Genomic DNA, 19,140 nt, shown 5'->3' on the forward strand with positions numbered 1-19,140 from the left:
ATGCGGGCACCTTCCCCGCAAGGGGAAGGAGGGCGCCTTACTTGATCGCGTCCCAGGAGGTCTGGACTTCCTTGGCCGCATCCTCAGCCGACTTGCCGCCGACATAATCGACCATGCCTTTCCAGAAGGCGCCCGCGCCGATCTTGCCTGGCATCATGTCCGAGGCGTCGAAGCGGAAAGTGGTCGCTTGCAGGAGGATATCGCCCTGCTTCTTCAGGGTATCGTTGGCGTACGCCTCCGGATTGACGGTCTTGAGCGGCGTCAGGAAGCCGGATTGGGCCATCCACACTTCATGCGCGATGGGTGTTTTCAGGAAGTCGATAAAGGCTCGCGCCGCGGGGCTGTCCTTGGTGATCATCGCCAGCGTGCCGGCGCCGAGGACCGGCTTTCCGAGATTTTCGCCGGCATAGGGCGGGAAATAGAAGAAGTCCGCGTCTTCTCCCAGCTTTGTGCCCTCGGGGAAAAAGGACGAGATGAACTGTGCCTGATGCATCATGTAGCATTTGGGCGGCAGCGCGAAGAGGCCGTTCGCGCCCTCGCGGAAATCCGTGGTCAGCACGCCTGCGGTGCCCCCGGCGACGAATTTCTCATTCCTGGCGAACCAGCCGAATTCCTCGATGGCCTTGATCACCGCCGGATCGGTGAAGGGAATCTCGTTGCTGACCCACTTGTCATAGGTTTCCGGCGAGGCGGTGCGCAGCATCATGTCTTCGACCCAGTCGGTTGCCGGCCAGCCGGTGGCGCCGCCTGAGCCGAGCGCGATGCACCAGGGCGTTTCGCCATTGGCGGCTATCTTCTCGGTAAGCGCTTTCAACTCCTCCATCGTTTTGGGCACTTCATAGCCCGCATCCTCGAAATTCTCCGGGGAATACCAGACGAGCGATTTCAGATCCGCCTTATAAGGGAAGGCGTAGAACTGCGTCTTGCCGTCCTTGCCCTTGTACTGTCCGAGCTGCGTCCAGGAATCGCCCGCCGCGTAGTTGTCGCGGACGAATTTCTCCGTCTCCTCGCCGAGCGGCGTCAGCAGGCCCTTGGCGGCGAGATCGGCGATGAGGCCGGGCTGCGGCAGGACGGCGACATTGGGCGGGCTGCCGGCCTGCGTGTCGATGACGATCTGCTGTTCGTAATTTTCCGACGAGGAATAGTTGAGTTTCGCGCCGGTCGCCTCCTCGAAATAGGCAGCGACGGACTTGAACAGCGTCTCGTCCTCCCCGCGCCATGGGCCGAACACGGTCAGGCTCTGGCCTTTGAGATCGTGGGAGGATTTGAACTCCTCATAACTTTTCCAGTTGAACCGCTGGTCCTCGCCAGGCTTGAACTTCAGGTCTGCCGCATGAGCGGAAATGGCGGTCATGAGAGCCGCAGCAACACCCCAGAGAATTGTTCTTCGCATCGAATGTCCTCCCCTCTTCGATCCACAAGATTAAGGACATATTGTCCGCAACCGAAAGTCAATGCAACGGCCGAAGAATGGTTCCCAAGCGAAGCCGACATTTTGCTACGCCGCAAAAATCTGTAACGTTACAGATTCAGGAGCAGCGCATATGCAGCAAATTGCCTTGGAAAATTTATTCAATAATTTCAACATATAATGGGAAAATTGCGTTCAAAACGCCTTTCAAAGCCAATTCTTCCCTTGCATGTGCGGCTGTTTTCAATACGATAACCTGAAACGTTTCAGATTTTGGGAGGATCATCGGATGCGTTATGGTTTGATTGCGGCTTTGTCCGCTTCGGTTGCATTTTCCAGCATTTCGCTTGCGCAGGCGGCCGACCTTGAGGTCACCCATTGGTGGACCTCGGGCGGTGAAGCCGCTGCTGTTAAGGTGTTGGCGGAAGAGTTCAACAAGCTCGGTGGCGACAAATGGGTGGATGGCGCGCTGGCCGGCAGCGGCAGCGGTGCGCGTCCGATCATCGTCAGCCGTATTCTCGGGGGCAACCCGATGGGGGCTACCCAGCTTAACCATGGCCGCCAGGCAGAAGAACTGGTGCAGGCGGGCCTGATGACTGACCTTACCGAACTTGCGGAAAAGGAAGGCTGGCGGAATTTCATTCGCCCCTCCAGCCTGCTCGACTCCTGTACCTTTGAGGGCAAGCTCTATTGCGTGCCACTCAACATCCATTCCTGGGACTGGATGTGGACCAATCCGGAGGCCTTTAAGAAGGCGGGCGTCGAGCCGCCGAAGAACTGGGAGGAGTTCGTCGCCGCCGCGCCGAAGCTCAAGGAAAAAGGCATCACGCCGTTGGCGACCGGCGATGGCTGGCAGGTGAGCGGCATGTTCAACGTGATGACGGCTTCCCTTGGCGGCAAGGACCTTTATTTGAAGGTCAACAAGGACAAGGACCCCGAAGCCTTGCGCGGCCCGGAATTCAAGAAGGTCATCCAGGCGCTCGCCGATGCGCGTTCCTTCGCCGATCCCGGTTATGTCGGACGCTCGTGGAACGAGGCGACCAACATGGTCATGACCGGCAAGGCAGGCGGCCAGATCATGGGCGACTGGGCGCAGGGTGAGTTTACGTCCGCCGGCAAGGTCGCGGGCAAGGATTATGACTGCCTCCCGGGACTCGGCGATCACCCCGTGGTGGAATCCGGCGGCGATGCCATCTATTTCCCCAAGAACAAGGATCCTGAAGTCACCAAGGCGCAGCTGAAGCTCGCCAGCATGCTGGTTTCGAAGCAGGTGCAGGTTGCCTTCAATCTTGCCAAGGGATCGATCCCGATCCGAGGTGATATCGACATGGCTTCCGCCAGCTCCTGCATGAAGAAGGGCATCGAGCTTCTCAAAAACCAGGACAATATCATCCCTTCCGGCGATCAGTTGCGCGCGCCGGACACGCAGGGCCAGATCGAGAGCCTGATGGCGGAATTCTTCTCCAATCCTGACATGACCGTCGACGACATGCAGGAGCGCTTCGCCGAGATCATGGAATCCGCTCACTAAGGTGAAGGACGGGCGCGCGTTTCCGTAATCGCGCCCCCAAGCATTTCGGGGAGACCGCCGATGGCTGGCAGAAGCCTGCTTTTCCGCAATCTTAACGCCAAGGTGGCCGCGCTGCCGATGATCGCGACGGTGCTCGTGGTCTTTATCGGCTGCACGCTGTGGACCGTGCTCTATTCCTTCACGTCCTCGCGCTCGCTGCCGATGCTGAATTTCGTCGGCTTCGACCAGTATACGCGGCTGTTCGGCGCGTCGCGCTGGGAAGTTTCGATCAAGAACCTTGCGATCTACGGGATTTTGTCACTGATTTTTTCCCTCGTCATCGGGTTCCTCCTCGCTGCGTTCATGGATCAGAAGATCCGCTTCGAGAACGCCTTCCGCACGATCTTCCTCTATCCCTTTGCGCTGTCGCACATCGTCACCGGCCTCGTCTGGCAATGGATATTGAACCCGCTCGGCATCGAGAAGGTTGTGCGGGATTTGGGCTTCGAGAGCTTCAGCTTCGCGCTTCTCTCCAACCGCAATCTGGCGATCTATGCCATCGTCATCGCGGGGCTGTGGCAGGGAACGGGCCTCGTCATGGCGCTGATGCTGGCGGGCTTGCGCAATATCGATGAGGAAATCTGGAAGGCCGCGCGGGTCGACGGTATTCCCACATGGAAGACCTATGTCTTCGTCGTCATTCCGATGATGCGCCCGGTCTTCATCACAACACTGGTGTTGATCGCGACGGGCATCGTCAAGCTCTACGACATAGTCGTCGCCATGACCAATGGCGGGCCGGGCATCTCCACGGAAGTTCCGGCGAAATATGTCTACGATTTCATGTTCGGCTGGGCCAATCTCGGCCAGGGGCTCGCCGCCTCTACCGTCATGCTCACCACCGTGCTGATCATCCTCGTTCCCTGGGCGATGCTGGAGTTCGGCGGAAAGAAGGGTGAACGCCGTCAGATCGCCAGGTTTCTCCCTCGACGGAAAGTGGTGCTAGAGCTAGGCGCCAAGAAAGCAGGGAGGGCCTGAGATGGCGAACGCAACAATGGTTCAGGAACATACACGCTCCCATGCGGAGCCGTGGGGCACGCGACCCAAGCGGATGTTCTCGCCCCGGACCGTCATGGTCTATGGCGTCCTGATCGTATCGGCGCTCTATTACCTGCTGCCGCTCTATGTGATGGTGATGACCTCGCTGAAGGGCATGCCGGAAATCCGGCTCGGCAATATCTTCGCTCCGCCGGTCGAAGTCACCTTCGAACCGTGGGTGAAGGCGTGGAGCCAGGCCTGCACCGGCCTTTATTGCGAGGGCATTCGCACCGGCTTCTGGAACTCGGTGAAGATCACCATTCCAAGCGTGATCATCTCCGTCCTCATCGCCTCGGTGAATGGCTATGCGCTCTCCAACTGGAAGTTCAGGGGATCCGAAGTCTTCTTCACCATCCTGCTTTTCGGCGCGTTCATACCCTATCAGGTGATGCTCTATCCGCTCGTCATCATCACGCGTGAGTTGGGCATTTTCGGCACGCTCTCCGGGATCGTCGTCATCCACACCATCTTCGGCATGCCGATTCTGACGCTGCTCTTCCGCAATTACTTCGCAGCGCTGCCACCAGAACTGTTCAAGGCTGCGCGGGTGGACGGGGCGGGCTTCTGGCGCATCTTTCTGCAGATCATGCTGCCGATGTCGCTGCCGATCTTCGTCGTCGCCATCATCCTGCAGGTGACCGGCATATGGAACGACTTCCTGTTCGGCGTGATCTTCGCGGGCACGCAGAATTTCCCGATGACCGTGCAGCTCAACAACGTCGTGAACTCGGTTCAGGGCGTCAAGGAATACAATGTCAACATGGCCGCGACGATCCTCACGGGCGCGGTGCCGCTTCTCATCTATTTCTTCTCCGGCCGCTATTTCGTCCGGGGCATTGCGGCGGGAGCGGTGAAGGGATGATGCTGATGAAGACCGATACAAACTCCGGCACGAGCGTTTCGATCCGGGACCTGTCGCTGAATTTCGGCACGGTCAATGTGTTGAAAAAGCTCGATCTCGACATAAGCGAAGGCGAGTTCCTCGTGCTGCTCGGGCCCTCCGGCTGCGGCAAGTCCACATTGCTGAACTGCATCGCCGGGCTGCTGGACGTTTCCGAGGGGCAGATATTCATCAAGGGCAAGAACGTCACCTGGGAGGAGCCGAAGGACCGTGGCATTGGCATGGTGTTTCAGTCCTATGCGCTTTATCCGCAGATGACGGTGGAGAAGAACCTTTCCTTCGGCCTGCGCGTCGCGGGCGTGCCGAAGGATGAAATCAAGAAGCGCATTGCCCGCGCCGCCGAAATCCTGCAGATCGAGCCGTTTCTGCAGCGCAAGCCCTCAGCGCTTTCCGGCGGCCAGCGCCAGCGCGTGGCGATCGGGCGCGCACTGGTGCGCGATGTGGATGTTTTCCTCTTCGACGAACCGCTGTCGAACCTCGATGCGAAATTGCGCTCCGAGTTGCGCGTCGAGATCAAGCGCCTGCACCACAAGCTCGGCAACACCATGATCTACGTCACGCACGACCAGATCGAGGCGCTGACGCTTGCCGACCGCATCGCCGTCATGAAAGGCGGCGTGGTGCAGCAATTGGACGACCCGCTGACGATCTACAACAAGCCGCGCAATCTTTTCGTCGCAGGCTTCATCGGCTCACCGTCGATGAATTTTATCTCCGGAGTACTTGGCGATAAGGACGGCAAGCCGGTCTTCCGGTCCGACGCGCTTGAAATTGGGCTCGACGGCTATGAGGCGGGCGAGGCGCTGGCGCCGCGGCGCGAGGTGGTGTTGGGCGTGAGACCCGAGCATATCCGCATCGGCGGGGAGGGGGACGGTCACGATGCGACTGTCGATCTCGAAGAACCTATGGGGGCGGACAGCCTCGTCTGGCTGAAGGCATCAGGCAAGCCGCTCTCCGTGCGCGTCGAATCCGGCAAGCGCTACCGCGCGGGCGATCAGGTCAAGCTGCATTTCAACGCGGGGATGGCTTCGCTGTTCGATGCGAAGACTGAGGAGCGGATTTGATGGCGCTGCGTACCCTTCATCCGACCGCGCTACGCGCGGCCACCTTCTCCCACAAGGGGAGAAGGCCGAAGCACTGCATTTACCGCTCCCGCCAATCGCAGAGGCTTGTGGCTGGCAGTAAGGGCCGTGCCAAGCACCACCCTTCTCCCCTTGTGGGAGAAGGTGGCCGCGAAGCGGCCGGATGAGGGGTAGTGAGCAAGCCGCCTCGATGGCGGCGCAGCGAACTGGTTGATTATCGTGAACATACCCGCCCACCCAAACGCCAAAAACACCATCGACCTCGCCGGCGAGTGGCGCCTGCGCGATGCGAGCGGTCGCCATGGCCTGTCCATGGCGTTGCCGGGCGATGCTATATCGGCGCTCCACGCGGCGGGGGCCATCCCCGACCCCTATTTCGGCCGCAACGAATATGATCTGCGCTGGATTGCCGAGGAGGATTGGCTGGTCAGCCGTACATTCGAAATACTGGCGGATGCGCCGCTTGATGAATGGGTTCTCGACCTCGACTATCTCGATACGGTCGCCGAAGTCAGGATCAACGGCAAAACCGTGCTGGAGGCTGCGAACAGTTTCCGGCGGTTCCGCGTGGACGTCTCCCATGCGCTCCAGCCGGGCGAAAACCGCATCGAAATCCTCTTCCGCTCCAATGTCCGGGCTGGACAGGCACTGCAGGAGGCGCAACCATTCTACGTGCCGTATCATGCGGGAAACTCCCCGATCCCGAACGGCAATATGCTGCGCAAGGTCCAGTGCCATTTCGGTTGGGACTGGAACATCGCCCTCGCGCCCTTCGGCCTTTACGGGGCAATCCGGCTCGAGCGTGTCGAGAATTTCCGTATCGCGCGGGTAGAGGTACAACAGCATCATGAGGATGGCGCTGTAAGGTTGGCCGTCGAGATAGAGGTGGATGCCCGGCGGGGCGAGACGATCCCCTATGTCATAACCTTTGATGGGCAGGCGATGTCGGGCCATCTGGATGGTTCTCCCGGCACGAACTGTCTGAGCGAAACCTTCACCATCCACGAGCCGAAGCTCTGGTGGCCGGCGGGGAGCGGCGCGCAGCAGCTTTATCCGCTCAAAATTCACCTCGGCGGGCTGACCGAAACCCGCCGCATCGGCCTGTGCCGGATCGAACTGGTGACCGAACCCGACGAGGCGGGCCATCGTTTTCTCTTCCGCGTCAACGGGCGGGAAATCTTCTGCCGGGGCGCGAACTGGATTCCGCAGGACGCGTTGCCGTCCCGCATAAACCCTCAGGCGACGCGCGATCTCCTCCAATCGGCCGTTGACGCCAACATGAACATGATCCGCGTCTGGGGCGGCGGGCTCTACGAACCGGATTGGTTCTACGATCTTTGTGACGAGCTGGGATTGATGGTCTGGCAGGACTTCATGTTCGCCTGCAATCTCTATCCCTTCACGCCGGAATTCCTCGCGGAAGTGGATGAGGAAGTGCGCTATCAGGCGGCGCGGCTTTCGCACCACGCCTGCATCGCCCTCTGGTGCGGGGATAATGAGCTGATCGGGGCGCTCAACTGGTTCGAGGAATCGCGCAAGAACCGCGACCGTTATCTCGTCAGCTATGACCGGCTCAACCGCACCATCGAGAGCGCGCTTAAAGAAACGCTGCCCGACGCCATCTGGTGGCCGTCCAGCCCGTCGCCGGGGCCGATGAGCTTCGGCGATGCCTGGCATGACGATTCCTCCGGCGACATGCATTTCTGGAGCGTCTGGCACGAAGGGAAATCCTTCCACGAATATAGGAACATCAATCCGCGCTTCTGTTCGGAATTCGGTTTCCAGTCCTTCCCGTCCATGTCCGTCATCCGCAGTTTCGCGGGTGATGACGATCTGAACATCGCCTCGCCTGTCATGGAGGCGCATCAGAAGAATGCGGGCGGCAATGCGCGCATCGCCGAGACGATGTTCCGCTATTTCCGCTTTCCGGAAGGGTTCGAGAATTTCGTTTATCTGAGCCAGATCCAGCAGGGTCTGGCGATCCGCACGGCGGTCGAATATTGGCGCTCGCTGAAGCCACATTGCATGGGCGCGCTTTACTGGCAATTGAACGACACCTGGCCGGTGGCCTCCTGGTCGAGCCTTGACTATGGCGGCGGCTGGAAGGCGCTGCACTATATGGCGCGGCGCTTCTTCGCGCCGGTGACGATCAGCGCCATTCCCGATCCCGATGGACGGGAGGTGGTCTTCCATGCGGTCAACGACACGGCGCAGCCTGTCGATCTCGATCTGGAAATCCTCGCGCTCGACATGGCGGGCAGGGCGACGCCCTTGCAGCGCGCGCATCAGACGGTGCCGACCGACCGCGCGGTGGACATTGCCCGTGTCGCGCTCGATGCTATCCCCGAAGGCGCGATCCTGTTCTACCGCTGGTCCGCCTCTGATGGCAACGCTGGCTCGGATCATTTCGCGCCGGTTCCCTATAAGGCGCTGGCGCTGGAAAATCCCGGCATCAACATCTCCGTGACGCCTATCGGCGAAGGGCTGTTGATCAGCCTTGAGGCATCGGCCCTTGCGCTCTTCGTCATGCTCGAATGCGAAGCGCAAGGCCGGTTCTCCGACAATGCGCTCACCCTTTATCCCGGCCACGGCGCGACGGTGAGCTTCACCGCCTCTCCGGAGGAAGCCGCCAAGGCGGCGGCGACGCTCGTGGTGCGCGATCTCAAATCCAGTTCATCGAAAAGGACGTGAAAAATGGCAGAATTTTCCTATCAGCTTTATAGCTCGCGCAATTTCCCGCTGGGCGAAACCTTGTCCATGCTCGCCAAGGCCGGCTATCGCAATGTCGAAGGCTATGGCGGGATTTACACCGATCTGGCAGGCCTCAAGAAAGGCCTCGACGATAATGGCCTTGCCATGCCGACCGGCCATTTCGGCATCGACATGCTGGAAAACGAGACGGACCGCGCGCTTGAAATCGCCGAAACGCTCGGCGTGAAGGCGATCTATTGCCCTTATCTGCTGCCGGATCTCCGCCCCACCGATGCGGCGGGCTGGAGCGCCTTCGGCGAGCGGCTGCAAAAGGCCGGGGAGCCCTTCCGCAAGGCGGGTTATATTTTCGGCTGGCACAATCATGAATTCGAGTTCCTGCCGCTTGCGGACGGCTCCGTCCCTCAGCAGCGCATTTTCGACGCCGCGCCGGACCTTTCCTGGGAGGCGGATATCGCCTGGATCATTCGGGGCGGCGCGAACGCTCTCGAATGGATCGCCGCCTATGGCGACCGGATCACGGCTGCCCATGTCAAGGATATCGCCCCGGCAGGCGAGAACACGGATGAGGATGGCTGGGCCGATGTGGGCTACGGCACCGTCGACTGGGCCGGCATCATGAGGGTGCTGCACAAGACGTCAGTGCAATATCTCGTCATGGAGCACGACAACCCCAGCGACGCCACGCGCTTCGCCACGCGCTCGCTCGAAACGGCGAAGCGCCTCTGGGCGGCGCCTCACTGAACTGAAGACCGGAGCGGTTCTCACAGAAGGCAGGGCCGTTCCACTATTTTGTGAATCTGGAGAGTTAAATGGGAAAGACCCTCGGAGTCGGCATTATCGGCTGCGGTAATATCTCGACCACCTATCTGAAACTGGCGCCGCTGTTCAAGCGCATCGAAATGCGCGCCTGCGCCGACGCAAACCCCGCCGCGGCAGAGGCGCGGGCGGAGGAATATGGCATCAAGGCGCAGAGCGTCGATGAGCTGCTTGCGAATGATGACATCGACATCGTCGTCAACCTCACCATCCCCGATGCGCATTATGCGGTGACGAAACGCATCCTCGAAGCCGGCAAGCATGCCTATTCGGAAAAGCCGCTGGTGCTTTCACTGGAGCAGGGGCTGGAGTTGCAAAAGCTTGCCGACGAGAAAGGCCTCAAGGTCGGCTGTGCGCCGGACACCTTCCTCGGCGGCGCGCACCAGCTTGCCCGCAAGGCGATCGATGAGGGCAAGGCTGGCACGATCACGTCAGGCACGTGCCATGTGATGAGCCATGGCATGGAGCATTGGCATCCCAACCCCGACTTCTTCTTCAAGCCGGGCGGCGGGCCGATCCTCGATCTCGGACCCTATTACATCGCCAATCTCGTCAACCTGCTCGGCCCGGTGAAGCGCGTGGCGGCAGTCACCTCCATGGCCACGCCGACCCGCACCATCTCCTCCGAGCCGCGCAAGGGCGAGACGATCACGGTCGAGACGCCGACCACCATCCACGCGATTCTTGAGTTCGTGGAAGGCGCGACGGTCACGCTTTCGGCAAGTTGGGATGTCTGGGCGCACCGCCATGGCAATATGGAGCTTTACGGCACGGATGGTTCGCTCTACCTGCCCGATCCTAATTTCTTCGGCGGCGATGTGCTGTTCGTCGGCTCCGACAAGGCTGAACCTGCGCCGCTGGAAACCTGGGAGCATCCTTTCGGCGTGCCCAACCAGGAGCATCCGCAAGGCGCGATGGCGAATTACCGCACGGCAGGCCTCGCCGACATGGCCGCGGCAATCGTGGAAGGCCGCGACACGCGCTGCTCGCTCGACCGCGCGCTGCATGGGGTAGACGTGATGCTCTCCATCCTGCGCTCCGGCGAGGAAAAGCGCTTCGTTGAGGTCGAGACAACCTGCACCCGGCCCGAGGCGCTGGGGATCGAAGAGGCGCAGGCGCTGCTGCGGTAATAAAAGCTGGGGGCGCATCGGGCAACGCCGGCGCGTCCCTTCATTCCTCTTCAGTACGCTCAATCCCAATAATCAGTTTCCGCAATAGCCCGGCCAGCGTCTCACGCTCCTCTGGATCGAGCGCCTGCAAAAACCGCAATTCGCTCGCCATGTCCGCGCGGAAAGCCTTTTCTGCGAGCGCCGCGCCCTCTTCCGTCAAAACCACTTGAACGCTGCGTCCGTCGCTTGGTGATTTCTCGCGCCGTATCAGCCCTGCCTTCTCCAGCCGGTCGAGCCGGTGGGTGAGGCCGCCGGACGAAATCATCAGCGACGAATACATTTCCGTTGGGGTCAGGCTATAGGGCGGTCCGGAACGCCGCAAGGTTGAGATGACATCGAATTCGCCACGGTCCAGGCCGAAGCCGGCGAAGGTTTCCTCAATGCTGGGGCGCACGAGGTCTGTCAGGCGCAAGGCGCGGCCCAGGATCGTCATCGGTTCCGTGTCGAGGTCAGGCAATTCCCGCGCCCATTGCCGCCGGAGCCGGTCCACATGGTCTTCTCCGGTGCGCTTCCCATTTTCATCGGTTTCGTTTGTCATTCTCTCCTCGATAGTCAGCAGGCGGACCATACAGAACGCGGCGGTCTTCGCAAAGATGTCTTGGCATGAAGATATTTATCTTGACGAGAAGACAATCGTCTGAGATATCTTCTCAAGAAGATAGTTTTGCAGGTGAGGAGCGCAGCCATCATGTTCAGGATGCTTCGTCATAAGGGGTTGCCGCCACTTCAAAGCGGAGCAGTCCGCTTCGAGGGGCGCGAACTTGGTGGCCCCGTATCGTTTTTCCTCATCGATGCAGCGCCGGGGCGGGGATCGGCGCTGCATGTCCACCCCTATCAGGAGACATGGGTCGTGCGGAAAGGCGAGGCGGAATTCACCGTGGGTGGGGACAAGACCCATGCCTATGCGGGGGATATCGTCGTCGCGGCGGCCAATGTCCCGCATCGTTTCGAGAATGTCGGCATCGGGTGGCTGGAAATGATCTGCATTCATCCCAGCGACACGATCAGGCAGGAAAACCTGTAATTGAATTCAACCCAGGGACCCAAAGGAGAGCCCAATGTCAAAGATGATTTTTGTTAATCTGCCGGTGAAGGACCTCGCCGCCGCGACCCGCTTCTACGAGGCGATCGGCTGCACGAAGAACGAGCAATTCAGCGACGAGAAAGCATCCTCGATGATGTGGTCCGATACCATAATCTTCATGTTGCTGAAGCATGAGTTTTTCGCGACCTTCGCCACCAAGCCCATTGCCGACGCGCATGAGGCCACGGGTGTGCTGATCGCGCTTTCATGCGACAGCCGCGAGGCTGTGGACCAGATCACCGAAGCTGCTGCCGCCGCCGGAGGCAAGGCCGATCCGCGCGCGCCGCAGGAATTGGGCTTCATGTACGGGCGTTCCTTCGAGGATCTCGACGGCCATGTCTTCGAGCCGGTGTGGATGGACATGAGCGCGGCACCCGCACCCGCGGCGGGAGAGTAGTCACACTCCCCAGACACATTGCAGTGGTCGGGGTCAGTGTCGCCGGACCGTACCACTCCTGCCGTAGAGATTGCCGACCACGGTGGGTTGTGGCTTAGCCCTTGATTATATCGGATTGTCTGATACGGATCAGCTAAATGATCCAAGGACAGTCCGATGAGCAACCGGTTCCTGCTGCTGACGCCCGAGAGCGGGAGGGAGGTTTTGAAGTGCCTTTCCGCCCCGGCACGCCTTTCCATGCTGGAACTGCTGCATGCGCGGGGGCCGCTCAACGTCAATGAAATCGCAGACCTTCTGGGCCTGCCGCAATCGACGACGTCGAGCCATTTGAACCATCTCGAAGAAGCCGGGCTCATCCGTACGGAAGTGCAGAAGGCGAAGAAGGGCAGCCAGAAAATCTGCCACGCCGTGCATGAGGAAATCGTGCTCTCCTTCGCCAGTCCGGCCCGTGCAGCTGACGAAGCCATCGAGGTCGCGATGCCTGTCGGGCTTTACAGCGGCTATGATGTCGCTGCGCCCTGCGGAATGTGCGCGCAGGACGGCATTATCGGCTATCTCGACAATCCCGACACCTTTCTCACCCCGGACCGGATGAAGGCCGGGCTGCTCTGGTTCACGAGGGGTTATGTAGACTACCAGTTCCCCAACAATGCCCGCATCAAGGGGGCGGAAGTGCGGGAACTGGAATTGCTCCTTGAGCTCTCCTCCGAAGTGCCCGGCACCTCCGACAACTGGCCCTCTGATATCACGCTCTCGATCAATGGAAAGCCGATCGCCACCTGGACCTCGCCCGGCGATTTCGGCGACCGGAGGGGGAAATATACGCCCGACTGGTGGAAGCTCCGGGGCAGCCAATATGGTGTGCTGAAAAGTTTCCGCGTCACGCCGGCCGGCACGTTCATCGATGGCGTGCGGGTGTCCGATACGCGCCTCGAGGATATCGATCTTCTCGGCCACCGCTCGATCCGCCTGCGCATCGAAGTGCCGGAAACGGCGGAGCATCCGGGCGGGATCAATATTTTCGGGCGCGGATTCGGCAATTACGATCAGGATATCATCCTGCGGCTGAAAATCTGACGCAGTGCTTTGGTATGACTTTAGCGTTGGACCTGGTTGACGCCTGTTCGCTTACGTGTATCATATCCTCAATAATGATATATATCTGAATTTGAGATATAATGGGAGGACAGCATGCGGGCAGCCGGAACCGTTCACAGCGGCTACGTCATCAGCACCATCGACCCACGCCTTTACGGCTCGTTCATCGAACATCTGGGCCGGGCGGTTTATACGGGCATCTATGAGCCGGACCATCCGACAGCGGACAGCAACGGCATGAGGCGAGATGTCATCGATCTGGTGCGCGAGCTCGGTGTGCCCATCGTGCGCTATCCCGGCGGCAACTTCGTTTCCGCCTATGATTGGGAGGACGGTATCGGCCCGCGCGACCAGCGTCCCGTGCGCCTCGATCTTGCCTGGCATAGTTCCGAATCCAATCATGTGGGCATCCATGAGTTTGCCGATTGGGTGGAGGCGGCGGGCGCGGATATGATGCTTGCGGTCAATCTCGGCTCGCGCGGTCTCGATGCGGCGCGCGCCTTCCTCGAATATGTCAACCATCCGGGCGGCAGCTATTGGTCGGACTTGCGTCGCAAGAACGGCCGCGAAGCGCCCTGGGGCGTGAAGATGTGGTGCCTCGGCAATGAGATGGACGGTCCCTGGCAGATCGGCCAGAAGACCGCCGACGAATATGGCCGCATCGCCTTCGAAACCGCCAAGGCCATGCGCGCCTTCGACAAATCCATCGAGCTTGTCGTCTGCGGCTCGTCATCGCCGAAAATGCCGACCTATCCGGCCTGGGAGGCGACGGTTCTCGACTATACCTATGATTCTGTCGACTATATCAGCCTGCACATGTATTTCGACAATCATGCGGGCAACACGGCGGACTATCTGGCGCAGAATGCCCGTCTCGACGATTATATCGCGACGATTGCCGGGGTGATTGCTTATACCAAGGCGAAGAAGCGCTCGAAGAAGAACGTCTATATCAGCTTTGACGAATGGAACGTCTGGTATCATTCCCGCGAGGCCGACCGTAAGGTTCTGGAAGGCAAAGAGGGCTGGCCTCATGCCCCTGCGCTGCTGGAGGACATCTACAATTTCGAGGATGTGCTGCAGGTCGGCTGCATCCTCAACACCTTCATCCGCCGGTCCGACGTGGTGAAGGTCGGCTGCCTCGCCCAGCTCGTCAATGTCATCGCGCCGATCATGACCGTGCCTGGCGGTCCGGCCTGGCGGCAGACGACGTTCTTCCCCTATCTCTTCGCCTCGCGTTACGGGCGTGGCAAGGCGCTGCAACTGGCGCTCGACTGCCCTGCCTATTCCACCAGCTTCGCGGACGATGTACCTTATCTCGATGTGGCGGCGGTGGAGAGCGAGGCGGATGGGGCGCTGACGTTCTTCATCGTCAACCGGCATGAGACGGAGGCAATCCCGCTGGACCTTGCCTTGCAGGGCTTCGGCGAGCGCAGGGTGATTATGGACAAGGTAATTGAGGGCCATGGACTGCGTGATGTCAACGGGCCGGGAGAGGAGAGGGCCGCGCCGCGGGACGGAACGGGCGCGGCAATTTCGCATGGCAGGCTCAGCGTGACGCTCGCGCCGCTGAGTTACCGGATGATCCGGCTCGGCACGTAAGACGTGACGGACGGCAGGGAGGAGGGACCATGTCGGCATCGATTGAAATAAACAATGTCACCAAGCGCTACGGCACGGTGTGCGTGCTCGACGATATATCGCTTACCATACAGCCGGGGGAGTTCGTCGTCTTTCTCGGCCCGTCAGGCTGCGGCAAGTCCACGCTGCTCAGGATGATCGCGGGGCTGGAGGATGTGACGGCGGGGACGATCTCGGTCGGGGGCGAGCGGGTCGATACGCTTCCGCCGGGCAAGCGCGGCGTCGCCATGGTGTTCCAGTCCTATGCGCTCTATCCGCATATGACGGTGCGGGAAAATATGGCCTTCGGGCTTGAGAACATCAAGGTACCGAAGCCGGAGATAGACCGGCGCATCCTGCTTGCTGCCGAGACGCTTGAAATCGCCCATCTCCTCGACCGCAAGCCGCAGAAGCTCTCGGGCGGCCAGCGGCAGCGCGTGGCAATCGGGCGCGCCATCGTCAAGGAGCCGAAGGCTTTTCTCTTCGACGAGCCGCTCTCGAATCTCGACGCCGCCTTGCGCGGGCGCACCCGGCTGGAACTGGCGCAACTCCACGCGCGTCTTGGCAGCACGATGATCTTCGTCACCCACGATCAGGTGGAGGCCATGACGCTGGCCGACCGGATCGTCGTCATGCACGACCGGAAGATCGAGCAGATCGGCACGCCGATGGACATCTATCATCGTCCGGCGACCCGTTTCGTTGCGGGTTTCGTGGGCTCCCCGGCGATGAATTTCCTGCCCGTGCGGGGTGTCGTACGGCAGGGGGGCGGCATTTCCATCGACATTGCCGGGCTTGGAGCCATCGATGCAGCCAATCGCCTCGCGCCCACCTTTTCACTGGATGGTGCGATGCTTGGCATCCGTGCGGAGGATGTGTCCATCCTTCCCGCGGGCCAATCCGGCATTCCGCTTCATGCGGAGGTGATCGAGCGTCTCGGTGATCGCTCGCTGATCCACGGCCGGCTTGCCGATGGCGAGAAATTGACGGTGGAGGCCGATGGCCGCCGCGAGGCCCGGCCCGGCGACCGGCTGCAAATCGCGCTCGACCCGAAGGCCATCCACCTCTTCGATGCCGGCGGCACTGCGCACCATGCGGAGGGGCACTGACATGGCCGAAAGCTGGCGTCGCAGCCAATGGAGCAACGCGCTCTTCATCCTGCCCTATATGGCGGTGTTTGCCGCGCTGCTGGTCTTCCCGCTGTTCTGGAGCATCTGGCTCAGTCTTCACAAGGTCGATCTGTTCGGGCCGGGTCGGTTCGTCGGCCTCAACAATTATGGACGGGTTCTGGCCGATCCGGTCTTCCTGCAGGCGCTCCGCAACACGGTCGTGTTCGTCGCGGTGAGCGTGCCGGTGCTGGTGGCGCTCGGGCTCTTTCTCGCCCTTGCCTTGAACCGGGCCACCCGCGCTACCTCCTTCCTGCGCGGGCTGTTCTTTTCATCCTCCGTGCTGTCGGTCGCGATCGTCACGCTGATCTGGCGCTTCGTCTTCGTGCCGGGCGATGGGCTCATACCGGTCCTTGCAGAATATCTCGGTGTACAGCCCATCAATTTCCTCTCCACCGCCGGCTGGTCGATGTTCTCCGTCGGCGTGGCGACGGTGTGGTGGTGCCTGGGCCTGCCGATGATGCTGTTCCTGGCGGCGCTTCAGCAGATACCGGCGGACCTCTATGAGGCCGCGGCGCTCGACAATGCCAGCCCCTGGCGGGTCCTGACGCGGATCACCCTGCCGTCGATTGCCCGCACGGTCATGCTGGTGACGGTCATCCAGATCGTCATGCAGTTCCAGCTTTTTGGTCAGGCGCATCTGATGACCAATGGCGGCCCGAACGGCACGTCCCGCCCGCTCGTCATGTATATCTACGAAACGGGCTTCGTGCGGTGGGATGTGGGCAAGGGGGCCGCGGCGTCGGAACTCCTGTTCCTGATCATCCTCTGCGCGGCCATGGCCCAATATGTGATATCGAGCAGGAAGCCGGGGGTGGCGGGATGAGCCGGGACGAAACCTACAAGCCGGAAAGTTTGAGAACCAACCGCCCGCTTCTGTGGATCGCCGCGCTGCTGTCCGTCGTGATGATGGCGCCCGTCGCCTGGCTGATCGGGCTTTCGATCAAGCATAATGACGAGCTGATGATGGGCACGGAATCGGTGTTCCGCTTTCCTTACACGCTCGTCAATTATGCCAATATCCTGCATTCCTCGCAGGCCTTCGGCTGGTTCTTCAACAGCATGGTGGTCGCCATCGGCCAGACGCTGAGCGTCCTCATCCTGTCCTCGCTTGCCGGATATGCCTTTGGCCGCCTCGAATTTCCGTTCCGGCGGACGATCTTCGTCATCGTGCTGTTCGGGCTGGCGGTGCCGGAGCAGGCGGTCATCATCGCGCGCCACCAAATGTTCAACTGGTTCGGCCTTCACAACACCCATCTCGGCCTGATGCTGCCGGGCATGGCGTCCGCCTTCGGCGTCTTCCTGATGACGCAGTTCTTCAAGGCGATCCCCAAGGAGATCGACGAGGCGGCGCTGCTCGACAATGCCACGCAATGGCGCATCTTCTGGAAGGTGATGCTGCCCCTGACCCTGCCGGCGCAGGCGACGCTCGGCATCTTCACCTTCCTCCATGCGTGGAACGATTACTGGTGGCCGCTGATCTCGGCCACGAAGAAGGAAATGTTCACGATCACCATCGGCATCGCGTCGTCGCAGGAGAATTTCGCGCAGAGCGAAGGCCTCGGCTTCCTCAGTGCGCAGGCGGTCGCCGCCAGCCTGCCGGTGGTGATCGTCTATATCCTTTTCCAGCGCCATATCGTGACCGCGGTTTCCGGCGGCGCTGTGAAATGACTACCGCCCCAAGCCGGAAGAGGAGCCGGCGAGGCGGATTTTACGATCATGACTTAACGGGAGAGAGGCATATCATGCGACGTTTTCTACTTTGTACCGTAGCAGCAGCGGCCTTGAGCTGGGCAGGTTCCGCCGAGGCCAAAACGACCATCGAGCTGCAGCGCTTTTTCGGAGCATGCGAGGCGGATTATGGCAAGGCGACGGACGTTTCCGCCGCTGTCGGGGAATGCGGCATCATCACCTCGCTCATCAACAAGTTCGAGGCGGATAATCCGGACATCGATGTCAATGTCACCACGGTCGAATGGCCTGGCTATGACCAGTTCAACGCCCAGCTTGCCTCGGGCGCCGCGCCGGATGTGGTATCCATGCATTATTCGGCGATTTCGGACTACCAGGCGCGCGGGCTGATCGAGCCGGTCGATGAAACCTTGAAGTCGCAGGGCATCGATCCGGCCAGCTTCACCGACGCGGCGCGGGGCGGCGTTACCAAGGAAGGGCAGATGTATGGCCTGCCCTTCGACAACTGGACCATGCTGTTCCATGTCAATTTGAACCTGATGAAACAGGCCGGCCTCGTGAAGCCGGACGGCACGCCGGTGCTGCCCGCCTCGGTCGATGAGTTCTTCGCACAGGGCAAGCAGTTCAAGGAGAAGACCGGCAAGCCCTATCTCGTGCAGATCCTTGCCAATGAGACGGCGGCCTATGCCCGCATGCTCTATACCTTCCTGCAGCAGCAGAATTCAGATTTCTTCGCCGATCCGACCAATCTCAAGCTCACCACGCCGGAAGCCAAACGCGTTGTGGAGTTCATGAAGCGGATCAATGACGAGGGCCTCACCACGCTTGGGCTCGATTATGCCTCGGCGGTTTCCGCCTTTGCCGGCGGAGCGGGCGGCATCGCCATCAACGGCACATGGCTCATCGGCGATTTCGTCGCGCAATCGCAAAAGAGCGGCACGGCGCTGGCGGGCGGCTACACGGTCTATCCCGTTCCACAGCTTTTCCCCGGACGCGACAGCACCTATGCTGACGGCCATAGCTGGGTGCTGCCGAAGAAGGATCGCACGCCGGAACAGGTCGCAGCCATCGGCAAGCTGTTCAAATACCTCGCGGACAATGATTATCAATGGGCGCACACCGGGCACCTGCCGGCGGTCAAGGCCGTCTTCGATACGCCGGAATTCAAGGCGCTGCCCTTCCGCGACAATATCGCCAAAATTGCCGAAACGGGCCATTCGCTACCCGGCGCCGTGCAGCGCCAGTTCGCCATACAGGATATTATCGGCGAGGAAGTCGGTGCTGCGGTCAATGGCGACAAGTCGATCGATGACGCGCTTGGCAGCGCCGAGAGCCGCATCAACGATCTCCTGGCCAACCTTTGACGAGACGCCTCGGGGATGGG

16 protein-coding genes and 1 pseudogene are annotated in these 19,140 nt (G+C 60.6%); 15 read left to right on the top strand and 2 right to left on the bottom strand.

Annotated features, from left to right (window positions below; translation table 11 throughout):
- Positions 1–37: 37 nt before the first annotated feature.
- Entirely contained in the window at positions 38–1,393 is a 1,356-nt protein-coding gene (locus tag IEX53_RS16195; protein ID WP_188825220.1) for an ABC transporter substrate-binding protein, read from the bottom strand.
- 307 nt (positions 1,394–1,700) lie between these two features.
- On the opposite strand from IEX53_RS16195, the gene IEX53_RS16200 reads away from it, so the two are divergent.
- The 7 genes and pseudogenes from IEX53_RS16200 to IEX53_RS16230 all read left to right on the top strand — a co-directional run bounded on the left by IEX53_RS16200 (position 1,701) and on the right by IEX53_RS16230 (position 10,660).
- Complete coding sequence (locus tag IEX53_RS16200) at positions 1,701–2,942, top strand: ABC transporter substrate-binding protein (RefSeq protein WP_188825221.1); 1,242 nt, start codon at positions 1,701–1,703, stop codon at positions 2,940–2,942.
- 60 nt (positions 2,943–3,002) lie between these two features.
- A pseudogene (locus IEX53_RS16205) lies at positions 3,003–3,875 on the top strand (carbohydrate ABC transporter permease); the annotation flags it as partial.
- A gap of 85 nt (positions 3,876–3,960) precedes the next feature.
- Complete coding sequence (locus tag IEX53_RS16210) at positions 3,961–4,881, top strand: carbohydrate ABC transporter permease (protein WP_188825223.1); 921 nt, start codon at positions 3,961–3,963, stop codon at positions 4,879–4,881.
- 5 nt (positions 4,882–4,886) lie between these two features.
- The gene (locus tag IEX53_RS16215) at positions 4,887–5,984 is read left to right on the top strand and encodes an ABC transporter ATP-binding protein (RefSeq protein ID WP_188825224.1); all 1,098 of its coding nucleotides are present in this window, start codon (positions 4,887–4,889) and stop codon (positions 5,982–5,984) included.
- Positions 5,985–6,221: 237 nt separating this feature from the next.
- Positions 6,222–8,693 carry a beta-mannosidase gene (locus tag IEX53_RS16220; RefSeq protein ID WP_236016230.1) on the top strand — a complete coding sequence of 824 codons (2,472 nt, stop codon included), beginning with the start codon at positions 6,222–6,224 and terminating at the stop codon, positions 8,691–8,693.
- A gap of 3 nt (positions 8,694–8,696) precedes the next feature.
- On the top strand, positions 8,697–9,455 hold the full coding sequence (locus IEX53_RS16225) for a sugar phosphate isomerase/epimerase family protein (protein ID WP_188825225.1): 759 nt from the start codon (positions 8,697–8,699) through the stop codon (positions 9,453–9,455).
- Between the two features lie 68 nt (positions 9,456–9,523).
- A complete protein-coding gene (locus IEX53_RS16230) occupies positions 9,524–10,660 on the top strand; it encodes a Gfo/Idh/MocA family protein (RefSeq protein WP_188825226.1) in 1,137 nt (378 codons plus the stop codon).
- Positions 10,661–10,700: 40 nt separating this feature from the next.
- On the opposite strand, the gene IEX53_RS16235 is transcribed toward IEX53_RS16230, so the two are convergent.
- Positions 10,701–11,237 carry a MarR family winged helix-turn-helix transcriptional regulator gene (locus tag IEX53_RS16235; protein WP_236016231.1) on the bottom strand — a complete coding sequence of 179 codons (537 nt, stop codon included), beginning with the start codon at positions 11,235–11,237 and terminating at the stop codon, positions 10,701–10,703.
- 150 nt (positions 11,238–11,387) lie between these two features.
- On the opposite strand from IEX53_RS16235, the gene IEX53_RS16240 reads away from it, so the two are divergent.
- From IEX53_RS16240 to IEX53_RS16275, 8 genes are all read left to right on the top strand, one after another.
- Complete coding sequence (locus tag IEX53_RS16240; RefSeq protein WP_188825228.1) at positions 11,388–11,723, top strand: cupin domain-containing protein; 336 nt, start codon at positions 11,388–11,390, stop codon at positions 11,721–11,723.
- 34 nt (positions 11,724–11,757) lie between these two features.
- Positions 11,758–12,180: a VOC family protein gene (locus IEX53_RS16245; RefSeq protein ID WP_188825229.1), complete on the top strand. Its 423-nt coding sequence runs from the start codon at positions 11,758–11,760 to the stop codon at positions 12,178–12,180.
- A 156-nt stretch (positions 12,181–12,336) separates the two neighbouring features.
- Positions 12,337–13,257 carry an ArsR/SmtB family transcription factor gene (locus IEX53_RS16250; protein WP_188825230.1) on the top strand — a complete coding sequence of 307 codons (921 nt, stop codon included), beginning with the start codon at positions 12,337–12,339 and terminating at the stop codon, positions 13,255–13,257.
- Positions 13,258–13,371: 114 nt separating this feature from the next.
- Positions 13,372–14,880 carry an arabinosylfuranosidase ArfA gene (gene arfA, locus IEX53_RS16255; protein ID WP_188825231.1) on the top strand — a complete coding sequence of 503 codons (1,509 nt, stop codon included), beginning with the start codon at positions 13,372–13,374 and terminating at the stop codon, positions 14,878–14,880.
- A gap of 29 nt (positions 14,881–14,909) precedes the next feature.
- Entirely contained in the window at positions 14,910–16,007 is a 1,098-nt protein-coding gene (locus IEX53_RS16260) for an ABC transporter ATP-binding protein (RefSeq protein WP_188825232.1), read from the top strand.
- A 1-nt stretch (position 16,008) separates the two neighbouring features.
- Positions 16,009–16,890, top strand: a complete 882-nt coding sequence (locus IEX53_RS16265) for a carbohydrate ABC transporter permease (protein ID WP_188825233.1) — start codon at positions 16,009–16,011, stop codon at positions 16,888–16,890.
- Positions 16,887–17,735 carry a carbohydrate ABC transporter permease gene (locus IEX53_RS16270; protein ID WP_188825234.1) on the top strand — a complete coding sequence of 283 codons (849 nt, stop codon included), beginning with the start codon at positions 16,887–16,889 and terminating at the stop codon, positions 17,733–17,735. Before IEX53_RS16265 ends, IEX53_RS16270 begins: the two co-directional genes overlap by 4 nt.
- 74 nt (positions 17,736–17,809) lie before the next feature.
- The gene (locus tag IEX53_RS16275; protein WP_188825235.1) at positions 17,810–19,120 is read left to right on the top strand and encodes an extracellular solute-binding protein; all 1,311 of its coding nucleotides are present in this window, start codon (positions 17,810–17,812) and stop codon (positions 19,118–19,120) included.
- Positions 19,121–19,140 lie beyond the last annotated feature (20 nt).

This window comes from Paramesorhizobium endophyticum, from assembly GCF_014640615.1.
GTDB classification, from domain to species: Bacteria; Pseudomonadota; Alphaproteobacteria; order Rhizobiales; family Rhizobiaceae; genus Paramesorhizobium; species Paramesorhizobium endophyticum.

Coding starts and splice junctions, on each gene's coding strand:
- IEX53_RS16200 (WP_188825221.1), top strand. CDS start 1,701: ATGCGTTATGGTTTGATTGCGGCTTTGTCCGCTTCGGTTGCATTTTCC.
- IEX53_RS16270 (WP_188825234.1), top strand. CDS start 16,887: ATGAGCCGGGACGAAACCTACAAGCCGGAAAGTTTGAGAACCAACCGC.
- IEX53_RS16225 (WP_188825225.1), top strand. CDS start 8,697: ATGGCAGAATTTTCCTATCAGCTTTATAGCTCGCGCAATTTCCCGCTG.
- IEX53_RS16240 (WP_188825228.1), top strand. CDS start 11,388: ATGTTCAGGATGCTTCGTCATAAGGGGTTGCCGCCACTTCAAAGCGGA.
- IEX53_RS16235 (WP_236016231.1), bottom strand. CDS start 11,237: ATGACAAACGAAACCGATGAAAATGGGAAGCGCACCGGAGAAGACCAT.
- IEX53_RS16210 (WP_188825223.1), top strand. CDS start 3,961: ATGGCGAACGCAACAATGGTTCAGGAACATACACGCTCCCATGCGGAG.
- IEX53_RS16275 (WP_188825235.1), top strand. CDS start 17,810: ATGCGACGTTTTCTACTTTGTACCGTAGCAGCAGCGGCCTTGAGCTGG.
- IEX53_RS16245 (WP_188825229.1), top strand. CDS start 11,758: ATGTCAAAGATGATTTTTGTTAATCTGCCGGTGAAGGACCTCGCCGCC.
- IEX53_RS16250 (WP_188825230.1), top strand. CDS start 12,337: ATGAGCAACCGGTTCCTGCTGCTGACGCCCGAGAGCGGGAGGGAGGTT.
- IEX53_RS16260 (WP_188825232.1), top strand. CDS start 14,910: ATGTCGGCATCGATTGAAATAAACAATGTCACCAAGCGCTACGGCACG.
- IEX53_RS16195 (WP_188825220.1), bottom strand. CDS start 1,393: ATGCGAAGAACAATTCTCTGGGGTGTTGCTGCGGCTCTCATGACCGCC.
- IEX53_RS16265 (WP_188825233.1), top strand. CDS start 16,009: ATGGCCGAAAGCTGGCGTCGCAGCCAATGGAGCAACGCGCTCTTCATC.
- IEX53_RS16230 (WP_188825226.1), top strand. CDS start 9,524: ATGGGAAAGACCCTCGGAGTCGGCATTATCGGCTGCGGTAATATCTCG.
- IEX53_RS16215 (WP_188825224.1), top strand. CDS start 4,887: ATGAAGACCGATACAAACTCCGGCACGAGCGTTTCGATCCGGGACCTG.
- arfA (WP_188825231.1), top strand. CDS start 13,372: ATGCGGGCAGCCGGAACCGTTCACAGCGGCTACGTCATCAGCACCATC.